6 protein-coding genes are annotated in these 13,024 nt (G+C 72.7%); 2 read left to right on the top strand and 4 right to left on the bottom strand.

The genetic code is table 11. The features are described 5' to 3' along the window. Positions 1 to 61: 61 nt before the first annotated feature. The 3 genes from ACFYXE_RS03490 to ACFYXE_RS03480 all read right to left on the bottom strand — a co-directional run bounded on the left by ACFYXE_RS03490 (position 62) and on the right by ACFYXE_RS03480 (position 5,226). Complete coding sequence (locus ACFYXE_RS03490; RefSeq protein WP_389308412.1) at positions 62 to 760, bottom strand: hypothetical protein; 699 nt, start codon at positions 758 to 760, stop codon at positions 62 to 64. 135 nt (positions 761 to 895) lie between these two features. Further along, complete coding sequence (locus tag ACFYXE_RS03485; RefSeq protein WP_389308410.1) at positions 896 to 4,597, bottom strand: ATP-dependent helicase; 3,702 nt, start codon at positions 4,595 to 4,597, stop codon at positions 896 to 898. A 167-nt stretch (positions 4,598 to 4,764) separates the two neighbouring features. After that, positions 4,765 to 5,226, bottom strand: coding sequence for an MGMT family protein (locus ACFYXE_RS03480; RefSeq protein WP_389308408.1), 462 nt, complete (start codon positions 5,224 to 5,226; stop codon positions 4,765 to 4,767). A gap of 224 nt (positions 5,227 to 5,450) precedes the next feature. On the opposite strand from ACFYXE_RS03480, the gene ACFYXE_RS03475 reads away from it, so the two are divergent. Next, on the top strand, positions 5,451 to 8,312 hold the full coding sequence (locus ACFYXE_RS03475; RefSeq protein ID WP_389308406.1) for a lysylphosphatidylglycerol synthase domain-containing protein: 2,862 nt from the start codon (positions 5,451 to 5,453) through the stop codon (positions 8,310 to 8,312). A gap of 61 nt (positions 8,313 to 8,373) precedes the next feature. On the opposite strand, the gene ACFYXE_RS03470 is transcribed toward ACFYXE_RS03475, so the two are convergent. Continuing rightward, positions 8,374 to 9,150 (bottom strand): YwiC-like family protein, encoded by a 777-nt coding sequence (locus ACFYXE_RS03470; RefSeq protein ID WP_389308404.1) that lies wholly within the window; start codon positions 9,148 to 9,150, stop codon positions 8,374 to 8,376. Between the two features lie 195 nt (positions 9,151 to 9,345). On the opposite strand from ACFYXE_RS03470, the gene ACFYXE_RS03465 reads away from it, so the two are divergent. Continuing rightward, on the top strand, positions 9,346 to 13,020 hold the full coding sequence (locus ACFYXE_RS03465) for a nitrate reductase subunit alpha (RefSeq protein ID WP_389308402.1): 3,675 nt from the start codon (positions 9,346 to 9,348) through the stop codon (positions 13,018 to 13,020). Positions 13,021 to 13,024: the final 4 nt, after the last annotated feature.

Raw genomic sequence — 13,024 nt, 5'->3', positions numbered from 1 at the left:
ACCGACAATCCGGGCGGACCCGGGCGCGGGCGGCCACCGCCGCTTCAGAAGAGACGCGCGATCAGGAACCGGCGGCGATCTTCTTCGCGTCGACGACCTCCTTGGCCGGCGGCTCCTTCACGTCGACGGGCTTGCCGTAGCCGCTGAAGACGATGGAGCCCGGGTCCTCGCTGCCCTTGTTGACCACCTTGAGGAAGTAGGGCTTGCCCTCCATGGCGACGTAGAAGGTGGTGGTCTCCTTGCCCTTCTTCTGGGTGAGGACGGCGGCCTTCTTGCCGTCGACCTCGGCGTCGTCCTCACGCTTGAGGTTCTTGAGCTTGTCGGACTTGAACATGTCGTCCGGGTTGCAGACGCTGTCGCCGCTCTTGTTGGGCGACTTCACCCAGCGGCCCTTGAGGAGCTCGGCCGTCGAGCTGCCGCCCTGGCCCTCCCAGAACTTGTCGTCGGCCTTCACGTAGGAGGTCTTGCCGACGGACAGGAACTGCGCGACGCCCTTCTTCTGCGAGCCCATCGTGCCCTTGCAGTCGCCGGACTCGGCGACGGCGAACTCCAGGTCGTTGGCCTGGCCGCCCTGCTTCATCTTGCCCTTCATCGTGAAGGAGCCGGCGTCCTTGGAAGCCTTGGAGGCCTTGTCGGCGATCTTGTCGGCGCTCAGGCCGTCGAAGGGGTCCTTGTCGCCGTCGCTGCTGCAGCCGGCCACGCCGATGACGGCGGCGGCGCAGGTGACGGCCACGGCCAGGAGCTTCCGATGGGCTGCCATATCCGCACTTCTCCTCAAAAAGGTGCACCAACAGCCGGTGCACAGCATGTCTTTACTGCGACTTTAAATTGCCCATGGGGGTGCTATGCCCACTGATGCCATGACGTGACAATCGCCACGGGTGCGCCCGCGCGCTCACTCCACGACCTGGCGCCCCTCCGGGCGGGCGCTGCAGGAGGCGCGGAAGGCGCAGTGGGTGCAGTGCTGGCCCGTGGTGGGCGTGAACCGCTCGTCGAGCACCTTGCCCGCCGCCGTCGCGAGGAGGTCGCCGATCCACTCTCCGGAGAGGGCCTCCTGGGCCTGCACCTTCGGGAGGGCCTCGCCGCCGTTCTTCTTGGCGGCGCCCTGGCGCAACTGGACCAGTTCGGCGCCGCCCGGCGGCGGGCGTTCGCCGTCGAAGACCTCGTCCGCGGCTCCCTCGCGGATCGCCAGCTGGTAGACGGCGAGCTGCGGGTGCCGGGCCACCTCGGCGGAGCTCGGCGCCTGCTTGCCGGTCTTGAAGTCCACTACGTAGGCACGGCCTTCCGCGTCCTGCTCGACGCGGTCCATGGAGCCGCGCACCCGCACTTCGTAGGGACCCGCTTCCAGGGTCACGTCGAAGCCGTGCTCGCTGGCGACGGGGGTGCGGCTCGCGCGGTCCATCACATGCCACTGGAGGAAGCGCTCCAGCGCCACGCGCGCGTTCTCCTTCTCCTGCGCCGACTTCCACGGCGCGTCGAACGCGAGCGCGTCCCACACCGAGTCGAGGCGCTCCATGAGGACGGCGAGGTCGGCCGGGGTGCGTCCGGAGGCGACCTCGTCGGCCAGCACGTGCACCACGTTGCCGAAGCCCTGGGCGGCGGTCGCGGGGGCGTCCGCCTTCACCTCGCGGCCCAGGAACCACTGCAGCGAGCAGGTGTTGGCGAGCTGGTCCAGGGCGCTCCCGGAGAGCACGACGGGCTTGTCGCGGTCCCTCAGGGGCACCTCGCTCGCCGTCGGTTCGTCCATGCCCCACCAGCGGTAGGGGTGCGCGGACGGCACGAGGGGGCGGCCGTCGGTGTCGCCGAGCGCGGCGAGGCGGGCCAGGCGCTGGGCCGCCGCCTCGCGCAGGGTGTCGGAGACCCGCGGGTCGACGGTGGTGGCGCGCAGCTCGGCGACGAGCGCGGCGACGGACAGGGGGCGGCGCGGGCGGCCCGTTATGTCCTGGGGCTCGACGCCGAGTTCGGTCAGGAAGCGGGACGGCTGGTCGCCGTCGTCCGCGGGCGCCTTCACCGCGGTGACGACCAGGCGCTCACGCGCGCGCGTGGCGGCCACGTAGAAGAGGCGGCGCTCTTCGGAGAGGAGCGCTCCGGGCGTCAGCGGCTCGGCCAGGCCGTCCCGGCCGATGCGGTCGGCCTCCAGGAGCGAGCCGCGGCGGCGCAGGTCGGGCCAGAGGCCCTCCTGGGCGCCCGCGACCACGACGAGCCGCCACTCCAGGCCCTTGGAGCGGTGCGCCGTCATCAGGCGCACCGCGTCGGGGCGTACCGCGCGCCGCGTGAGCGTGTCCGCCGCGATGTCCTGCGCCTCGGTCTCCTCCAGGAAGTTCAGGGCGCCGCGCCCGCCGGTGCGCTCCTCCGCGCGGGCCGCGGCGGCGAACAGCGCGCACACCGCGTCGAGGTCGCGGTCGGCGTTGCGGCCCGCCGCGCCGCCGCGCCGGGCGGTGCGCTCCAGGCGCCTGGGCCAGGGCGTGCCGTCCCACAGCTCCCACAGCGCCTCCTCGGCCGTGCCGCCGCCCGCGAGGCGCTCACGGGCCTTGCGCAGCAGCGCGCCGAGCCGCTGGGCGCCCCTGGCGTACGTCGGGTCGTGCGCGACGAGCCGCTCCGGCTCGGCGAGGGCGCGGGCCAGCAGCGCGTCGGAGGGCGGCGGCAGGTGGTTGCCCGCCGCCCGCTCCTCCTCGCGCAGGGCACGGCCCAGCCGACGCAGATCGGCCGCGTCCATGCCGGCCAGCGGCGAGGTGAGGAGAGTGAGCGCGGTCTCGGTGTCGAGCCAGGAAGGGGCGACGGTGGGGGACTGGGTGGCGGGGGTGGCAGGGGTGGCAGGGGTGGCGGGGGCTGCGGCGTCGGGGGTGGAGGTGGCTGCGGCCTCGGGGGTGGCTGCCGCCTCGGGGGTGGCGGGGGCTTCGGACTCGGGAACGCCGGTGTCCATGGCCTCGGGGGTGGCGCTGTCGGCCTGCTCCGGATCACCGGCCTCGGGAGCGCCGGCCCCCGTGGCCTCGGAGGTGCCAGTGACTGTCGCCTCCGGGCCACCGGCCTCCGTGGTCCCGGGCGCACTCGGGACCGCCGACTCGGAGGTGTCGGCATCCGTGGTCCCGGGAGGAGCCCCCGCGCCCCCCGCCTCCGGCGCGCTCGCGTCCGTCGCCCCGGGCTCCTCCGTGCCGGGCGCCCCGCCCCCGTCACCCGCTGCGGAAGCCTCCGTGTCGACCGCCGTCGCCACCACCCGCAGCGCCGTCAGCAGGGGCGTCACCGCGGGCTCGTGGCGCAGGGCGATGTCGTCGCCGTCGATCTCCAGGGGGACGCCCGCCGCGCTGAGGCTGCGGCGGATCGCGGGGATCGTGCGGGCACCCGCACGGACCAGGACCGCCATGTCGCCCCACGGCACCCCGTCCTCCAGGTGCGCGCGGCGCAGGATGTCCGCGATGTTGTCGAGCTCCGTGCCGGCGGTCGGGTACGTGTACACCTCGACGCCGCCGCCGTCCCTGACCGGCGTCAGCTCCCGGTGGGCGCGCACCTTCTCCGCGGGCAGTCGGGTCAGCGGCATCCGCCGGGTGAGCAGCCGGGTGGCCGCGAGGAGCCCCGCGCCCGACCTGCGGGACGTCGTCAGGACCGCGACCGGCGCCGGACGGCCGTCCGCGCGCGGGAAGTCGTGGGGGAACTCCAGGATGCCGTTCACGTCGGCACCGCGGAACGTGTAGATCGACTGGTCGGGGTCGCCGAACGCGACGAGCGTGCGGCCGCCCCCGGCGAGCCCGTGCAGCAGCCGCACCTGCGCCGGGTCGGTGTCCTGGTACTCGTCCACGAACACCGCGTCGTACTGCGCGCCGAGCGCCCGCGCCACCTCGGGGCGGCGGGCGAGCAGCACCGCGCGGTGGACCAGTTCCGCGTAGTCGAGCACTCCTTGCAGGTCGAGCACGTCCAGGTACTCGGCGAGGAAGGCCGCCGCCGCGCCCCAGTCGGGCCGGCCGCTGCGGCGGGCGAAGGCGTCCAGGGCGTCCGGGCCGAGGCCGAGCTCCCGGCTGCGGGCCAGCACCGCACGGACCTCGTCGGCGAAGCCGCGCGTGGTCAGGCAGGCCCGCAGCTCGTCCGGCCAGCGGATGTGCCCGTGCCCCTGCTGCGCGAGGTCGATCTGGCCCGCGAGCAGCTCGCGTACCGCCACGTCCTGCTCGGGGCCGGACAGGAGCCGCAGCGGCTCGACGAACAGTTCGGTGTCCTGGTGGGCGCGGACCAGGGCGTAACAGAAGGAGTGGAACGTCGTGGCCTGCGGGGCGTGGGCCGCGCCGATGCGCAGCGCCATGCGGTCGCGCAGCTCCACCGCCGCCTTGCGGCTGAAGGTGAGCACGAGGATCCGCGCGGGGTCCCCGCCCCGGGCGACGCGCGCGGCGACGGCCTCCACCAGGGTGGTCGTCTTGCCCGTGCCGGGACCGGCGAGGACCAGCAGGGGACCTTCCTTGTGGTCAACCACACCGCGCTGACCTGCGTCCAAGCGAGGGGGGTCCAGTGGGCCCGGCGGCGTACGCACCAGTCGGTAGCCATCCCTGGTCCCCTGTCGTACCTGGTGGTGCGACGGGTGCCGGATGTGCCGAGTGGAAGAGGGGGAACTCACGTGGGTCGCCGGTCCTGGTGGGTCTGCTGGTCGAAGAGCGGCCGCGCGGTGGCCGCGGGGTGACGGGGATGTGTGCTGTCGACGCTACGCCAGTGGGCGTGGAGGACGCGTGCCTTCCCCCGTACGGGCCACCGGTCCCCCGTCGCCCGGCCGGATGCCGGAAGCTGTCAGGTGTGAGCCTCCGGAGCCTGCGGGCGCGCGACACCCGCGGCGTCGCCTTCCGCGCCGCCGCCGTCCGGCAGGCCCGAGCCGTCCCACCGTGCCCGCCGCATGTCCAGCTTCGGCATGTGCCCCTGGGCGGCGCGCGAGGCCTGCCGCAGAGGGGTGCCCTCGTCCCGGTAGTGCCCCAGGGCGCGCAGTTCGTGGCCCGGCAGCAGCGCGCCGTCCGAGCGCACCACACGCCACCACGGCACGCCTCCTCCGTAGAGCGCCATCACGCGTCCGACCTGGCGCGGGCCGCCCTCCTCCAGCCATTCGGCGACGTCTCCGTACGTCATCACCCGGCCCGGGGGGATCAGCTCCGCGACCTCAAGGACCCGTTCTGCGTACTCGGGGTACTCGGGGTACTCCGGCAGCTCCGGCGCCGCGTCGTCGGACCGCACCCGTCCCGTTCGGCTCTGCTCGCTCATCCGGTCCATCCTGCCGTACGCCACCGACACGGTGACGGGTGCGGCACACAGGGTGCGCCGGGCCGTGCGCCGGGCCGCCCGACTGGGCGCAAAGTGCCGTTTCGTGACCACTTCGCAGCCTGGCGTTGCCCCCTGATGCCCCCCTCCACGGGTTGGACATGCCACCATCGTGCGGGCGGTGACTGGTGATACGAGATCAAGAAGAGACGACGGAGCAGCAGGGCGTGCATCCCGATGAACAGGCGGGCACCTCTGCGGCCGAGTCGCACCCGGACACCGGTGAGCGCGCCCTGAAGAGCAACAAGACAGACGAGACCGGCAAGGCGGACGAGCCGGACAAGATCGGCGAGATCGGCGAGATCGGCGAGACCGGTGAGATCGGCGAGACCGGTGAGATCGGTGAGACCGGCGAGACCGACTCCGACAGCGGCACCGACCGCGACCGCGAACCCGTCCCGGACTGCGTCGACGGCGACGGCGACGAGGCGCACACCGACCGCGTCGCGGGCGACGAACCGCTCCTGGCCGCCCGCGTGCACCGCCCCTCCGACCTCATGCGGCTGCTCGTCGGCGTGCTCGCCATCGCCGTGCTCCTGTCCATCGCCGCGTTCGCGCACGGCACCACGTCCGGGCTCGAACAGGACATCGACAAGGGCACCGAGCAGGCGCCCGATCTGCTGATCAAGGTCGCGGGCCTGGTCGCCAGCATCGGCGTGCTCCTCGTCCCCGTCGCCTTCGCCATCGAGCGGCTGATCAAACGGGACGGGCTGCGCATCGCCGACGGCGTGCTCGCGGCCGTCCTCGCGCACGGCGTGACGCTGGCCACCGACCTCTGGGTCGCGAAGGCCGCCCCCGGCTCCATCCAGGACGCGCTGACCAAGCCGTCCCCCGCCGACATCCACGCGTTCACCGATCCGGTGCACGGCTATCTCGCGCCGGTCATCGCGTACATGACGGCCGTCGGCATGTCCCGCAGACCGCGCTGGCGGCTCGTGCTGTTCGTGGTGCTGCTGCTCGACGCGTTCACCATGCTGGTCACCGGCTACACGACGCCGTTCTCGATCATCCTGACGGTGCTCATCGGCTGGGCGGTGGCCTACGGGACGCTGTACGCGGTCGGCTCGCCGAACGTGCGGCCCACCGGGCAGACCCTGCTGGTGGGCCTGCGGCACGTCGGCTTCCACCCGGTGAGCGCCGCCCGCGAGGAGTCCCCGGACAGCGAGCACGGCGACCGCGGCCGACGCTACTTCGTCACGCTGGAGGACGGCCCGCCGCTGGACGTCACGGTCATCGACCGCGAACAGCAGGCGCAGGGCTTCTTCTACCGCGTGTGGCGCAGGCTGACCCTGCGGGGCATCACCCAGCGGCGCAGCCTGCAGTCGCTGCGCCAGGCCCTGGAGCAGGAGGCCCTGCTGGCGTACGCGGCCATCGCGGCCGGGGCGAACGCGCCCAAGCTGATCGCGACCTCCGAGCTCGGCCCGGACGCGGTGATGCTCGTCTACGAGCACACCGGCGGCCGTTCCCTGGACTCGCTGCCGGACGAGGCCATCACGGACGGGCTGATGTGCGACACCTGGCGGCAGGTGCAGGCACTGCAGTCCCGGCGGATCGCGCATCGCAGGCTGGCCGGCGACGCGATTCTGGTGGATCGTTCCGGCACGGTGATCCTCACGGACCTGCGCGGCGGCGAGATCGCCGCGGGCGACCTGGTCCTGCGCATGGACATCGCCCAGCTCCTGACCGCCTTCGGCCTGCGCGTGGGCGCCGAGCGCGCGGTCGCCGCCGCCGTCGAGGTGCTCGGCCCGGACGCGGTCGCCGACTGTCTGCCGCTGCTCCAGCCGATCGCCCTCACCCGCTCCACCCGCTCCACGCTGCGCAGACTGGCCAGGGAACGCTCCCAGCGCGAACGCGAGGCGGTCCTCGATGCCTCCCGCAGGTCCAAGCAGGCCGCGCGCGCGGAGGTGCCGGAGGAGGAGGCACCGAAGCCGTCCCAGAAGCAGGAGAAGCAGGCCGCCAAGCAGGAACGGCAGGCCGAGAAGCAGGCCATAGACGACGCCCTCGACCAGGCCCGCGAGGAGGACCTGCTCACCCAGATCCGCCACCAGGTGCTGCTCATCCGCCCGACCGCGCCGGTCGAGCCCGCGCAGCTGGAGCGGATCAGGCCGCGCACGCTGATCAGCTTCATCGCCGGTGCCATCGGCGCGTACTTCCTGCTGTCACAGCTCACGCACGTCGAGTTCGGCACGCTCTTCCAGGAGGCCGAGTGGGGCTGGGTGGCCGCGGCGGTGGGCTTCTCCGCGCTGAGCTACTTCGCCGCCGCGATGAGCCTGCTGGGCTTCGTACCGGAGCGGGTGCCGTTCCTGCGGGCGGTGGCGGCGCAGGTCGCCGGGTCGTTCGTGAAGATCGTGGCGCCCGCCGCGGTCGGCGGGGTCGCGCTCAACACGCGCTTCCTGCAACGGTCCGGGGTGCGCTCGGGGCTCGCGGTGGCGAGCGTCGGTGCCTCGCAGCTCTTCGGTCTCGGCTCGCACATCCTGCTGCTGCTGGTCTTCGGCTATCTGACGGGCACGGAGAAGACGCCGTCGTTCACGCCGTCCCGGACCGTCATCGCCGGTCTGCTGTCGGTCGCCGTGCTGGTGCTCGTGGTGACCGCGATCCCCTTCCTGCGGAAATTCGTCGTCACGCGCGTGCGCTCGCTCTTCGCCGGTGTCGTGCCGCGCATGCTGGACGTGCTCCAGCGGCCGCAGAAGCTGCTCACCGGCATCGGCGGCATGCTGCTGCTGACCCTGATGTTCGTGCTCTGTCTGGACGCGTCGGTGCGGGCCTTCGGCAACGAGCAGATGACGACGCTGAGCCTCGCGAGCGTCGCGGTGGTCTTCCTCGCGGGCAACGCGCTCGGTTCCGCGGCGCCGACGCCCGGCGGTGTCGGCGCGGTCGAGGCGACGCTGACCTTCGGGCTGATCGCGGTGGGCGTGCCCAAGGACGTGGCGGCGCCCGCGGTGCTGCTCTACCGGCTCCTGACGCTGTGGCTCCCGGTGCTTCCGGGGTGGCTGTTCTTCAACCACCTGACGCGGAAGGGACTGCTCTGACGCCCGGGGGCGGCCGGGGAGCCGGCCCGCCCCGCCGGACGGCCCGGTGCCCCCGGACCGGTCAGAACAGCAGCAGGAGCGCCGCGAGCAGCAGCACGGCGCCCGTCACCTCGACCGCGCCGACCACCGGCACCTTCAGCCCCTTGCCGGGCAGCAGCACCGCGCGGGCCAGGTAGGCGGCGAACAGCGGCGCGAGCCAGGGGTTCAGGGCGTACGCGGCGGGCACGGCGAGCGCGTGGTAGGCCACCGACGCCCGGTGGTACGCGCGTGAGCCGCGCTCGCGGATCATCGTCTTCACGTACGGCACCGTGCCCGCGAAGAAGAGCAGGCAGGCCAGCGCGGGGCGCCAGCCGTCGGCGAGGGAGCCGCCGCCCGTCCGCAGCGTGACCAGGAGCATGCCGCAGGCGGGGACCACGGCGGCCAGGCCGTTCACCAGGGCCCGCTCCTTGTTGCGCCACGCGTAGTACGTGTTGAGGGCCACGAAGGGCGCGGCGCAGGCGGCCGCGACGAGCAGCCAGGGGTGGACGAACAGGAGCGGCACCCCGCAGAGCGCGCTCACCGCCGCCGCGGCCAGGGCGGGGCGCACATGGCGGCGCGGCGCCCTGGGGTTGCGGGAGAGGCGGCGCAGCCGGATCCACTGCTGGGCGTGGAAGGCGGCGACGTATCCGGCCAACCAGGCGACGAACAGCGGCAGATGGGCCCATCGGGGGCCGGTCCCCGGCCCGCCGGACCCGTCGGAGAGGAACACGCCCGCCACGAAGGGCACCGCGAGCATCGCCCAGGCGCCGTGCTGGTTCGGCAGCCACGAGCGCAGCCCGCCGCGTCTCTTCCGTCCCATCCGCCCCGCCTCTCAGCGTCCCGACCGCGTGCCCAGGATTCCAGCGTCGCAGCACAGGGCCCGAATAATTCCGGCAGGAGGTCACCCTCTTACGGGACCTAAGTCCCCGGGGTCCCAACCTCCGCCAGGCTTAGGGTCGTTGTAGGCGGCACGTGCCGTGCGGCCATTTCTTCGGGACGGCCAGGAGACAAGACGTTGCAGCAGAGGAAAGACATCGCTGAGACGCTCGTGAAGGCCGGGAGTTTCTTCACCCGGACCGCCGAGACCTCCGAGGATCTGCACCGGGTGCGGCACGTCGGGGGCCGGGACGCCGAATCGTTCTACCGGGACCGGTGGAGCCACGACAAGGTCGTGTATTCGACGCACGGCGTGAACTGCACGGGTTCGTGCCGCTGGAAGGTGTACGTCAAGGACGGCATCATCACCTGGGAGACGCAGGCCACGGACTATCCCTCCGTGGGCCCCGACCGTCCCGAATACGAACCGCGCGGCTGCCCGCGCGGCGCCTCCTTCTCCTGGTACACGTATTCGCCGACGCGGGTCCGGTACCCGCATGTGCGCGGCACCCTCCTGGAGATGTACCGGGAGGCGAAGGCGCGCCTGAAGGACCCGGTGCTCGCCTGGGCCGACATCCAGGGCGACCCCGAGCGCAGGCGGCGCTACCAGCGGGCCCGCGGCAAGGGCGGCCTGGTGCGGGCGAGCTGGGAGGAGGCCGTCGAGATCGTGGCGGCCGCGCACGTCCACACCATCAAGGAGCACGGCCCCGACCGGGTCGCGGGCTTCTCCCCCATTCCCGCCATGTCGATGGCGTCGCACGCGGCGGGCGCCCGTTTCCATTCCCTCATCGGCGCCCCGATGCTTTCCTTCTACGACTGGTACGCGGATCTTCCGGTCGCTTCTCCGCAGGTCTTCGGTGACCAGACCGACGTACCGGAGTCGGGTGACTGGTGGGACGCCGCCTATTTGATGATGTGGGGCTCCAATGTGCCGGTGACGCGGACGCCGGACGCGCATTGGATGACGGAGGCGCGCTATCGCGGGCAGAAAGTCGTCACCGTATCGCCGGACTACGCGGACAACACGAAGTTCGCCGACGAATGGATGCACCCGCACCCCGGAACGGACGGCGCGCTGGCCCTCGCCATGGGGCACGTCATCCTCAAGGAATTCTTCGTGGAACGGCAGACCCCGTTCTTCACGGATTACGTCCGCCGGTATACGGACCTCCCGTTCCTGGTGACGCTCGACGAGACCGACAAGGGCCTGGTCCCGCACAAGTTCCTCACCGCGGCCGACCTCGGGGGCGAGGCGGCCGACAGCGAGAACGCGGTGTGGAAGACCGTCCTGATCGACGACGCGACGGGCGAGCCCACCGTCCCCAACGGCACCCTGGGCCACCGCTGGGGCACCGCGCAGACCCCCGACTGGAACCTGGACCTCGGCGACACCGTGCCGCGGCTCACGCTCTACGGCGGGGACACCGCCCAGATCGTGCTGCCGCGCTTCGAGGAGGGCCAGGCCGAGGACGCCGACACCGCCGTGGTACACCGCGGCGTGCCCGTCCGCCGCATCGGCGGACGCCTCGTGACCACCGTCTACGACCTGATGCTCGCCCAGTACGGCGTCCCGCGCGCGGGGCTGCCCGGCGAGTGGCCCGCCTCCTACGACGACGCCTCCCAGCCCGGCACGCCGGCCTGGCAGGAGACCCTCACCTCCGTGCCGGCCGCCCAGGCCGCGCGCGTGGCACGGGAGTTCGGCGAGACCGCGGAGGCCTCCCAGGGGCGCTGCATGATCCTCATGGGCGCGGGCACCAACCACTGGTTCCACGCGGAGACCACCTACCGCGCCTTCCTCGCGCTGCTCACCCTCACCGGCTGCCAGGGCCGCAACGGCGGCGGCTGGGGCCACTACGTGGGGCAGGAGAAGTGCCGTCCGGTGACCGGCTGGGCGACGCTCGCGAGCGCGTCCGACTGGGGGCGCCCGCCCCGCCACATGATCGGCGCGGGCTGGTTCTACCTGCACACCGACCAGTGGCGCTACGACACGCTGCCCGCCGAGTCGCTGGCCTCGCCGCTGGGCACCGGCCGCTTCGAGGGGATGACCGGCGCGGACTGCCTGGCCGCCTCCGCGCGGATGGGCTGGATGCCGTCCTACCCGACCTTCGACCGCAACCCGCTGGACCTGGGCGACGCCGAGGACCCGGTGGCGGACACCGTCAAGGAGCTCAAGGACGGCACGCTGGGCTTCGCGGGCGAGGACCCCGACGCGCCCGGCAACTGGCCGCGGGTGCTGAACGTGTGGCGGGCCAACCTGCTCGGCTCGTCCTCCAAGGGCAATGAGTACTTCCTCAAGCACCTGCTCGGCACGCACTCCAACCTGCCCGACGACGGGCCGCGGTGCGCGCCGCGCGACGTGAAGTGGCGCGCCGAGGACGTCGAGGGAAAGCTCGACCTGCTGCTCTGCCTCGACTTCCGGATGACGTCGACGACGCTGCTGTCCGACGTGGTCCTGCCCGCCGCCACCTGGTACGAGAAGCACGACCTGTCGTCCACCGACATGCACCCGTTCCTGCACGCGTTCACCCCGGCCGTGGACCCGCCCTGGCAGGCGCGCACCGACTACGACGCGTTCCTGGCCGTGGCCCGCCGGTTCGGCGAGCTGGCGGGCGAGCACCTGGGCGTGCGCCGCGACCTGGTCGCCACGGCGCTGCAGCACGACACCCCGGGCGGCGAGATGGCCCAGCCCGGCGGCGTCGCGCTCGACTGGTCCAAGGGCGAGTGCGAGCCCGTCCCGGGGCGCACGATGTACAACCTGGCGGTCGTGGAGCGCGACTACGGGGCGGTCGGGGAGAAGTTCGCGGCGCTCGGCCCGCTGGTCGACCGGCTCGGCGTCACCACGAAGGCGGTCACCTTCGACGTCGGCGAGGAGGTCGCGTACCTGACGGCGAAGAACGGCGCGGTGCGCGGCGGCGTCGCCGACGGCCGGCCGCGTCTGGACACCGCCCAGCGGGCCTGTGAGGCGATCCTGTCGCTCTCCGGGACCTCCAACGGGCGCCTGGCCACCCAGGGCTTCGAGACGCTGGAGAAGCGCGTCGGCACCGAGCTGGCGCACCTGGCCGCCGAGGCCGAGGGCAAGCGGATCACGTTCGCGGACACCCAGGCCCGCCCGGTGCCGGTCATCACCTCGCCCGAGTGGTCGGGCAGCGAGTCCGGCGGGCGCCGCTACACCGCGTTCACCGTCAACACCGAGCACCTCAAGCCGTGGCACACGCTCACCGGCCGCCAGCACTTCTTCCTCGACCACGACTGGATCCACGAGGTCGGCGAGGCACTGCCGGTCTACAAGCCGCCGCTGAACATGCACCGCCTCTACGGAGAGCCCGAGTTGGGCGCCCGGACGGACGGCGACAGCAGGGAGGTGGCGGTGCGCTTCCTGACCCCGCACAACAAGTGGGCGATCCACTCCCAGTACCAGGACAACCTCTACATGATGACGCTCGGCCGGGGCGGTCAGACGGTGTGGATGTCCCCGCAGGACGCCGACGCCATCGGGGTGCGCGACAACGAGTGGATCGAGGCGGTGAACCGCAACGGCGTCATCACGGCCCGCGCGATCGTCTCCCACAAGATGCCGCCCGGCACGGTCTACATGAACCACGCCCAGGAGCGGACCGTCGGCGTCCCGAGGACGGAGAAGACCGGCCGGCGCGGCGGCATCCACAACTCGCTCACCCGGATCATGCTCAAGCCCACCCACCTGGTGGGCGGTTACGCCCAGCTGACCTGGGCCTTCAACTACCTGGGCCCCACGGGCAACCAGCGCGACGAGGTGACGGTCATCCGCCGCCGCTCGCAGGATGTGGAGTACTGACACC

This window comes from Streptomyces sp. NPDC002564, from assembly GCF_042889645.1.
Classification (GTDB): domain Bacteria; phylum Actinomycetota; class Actinomycetes; order Streptomycetales; family Streptomycetaceae; genus Streptomyces.
Note: the sequence above shows the minus strand (reverse complement) of the source record. Positions and strands in the feature narration are given on the sequence as shown.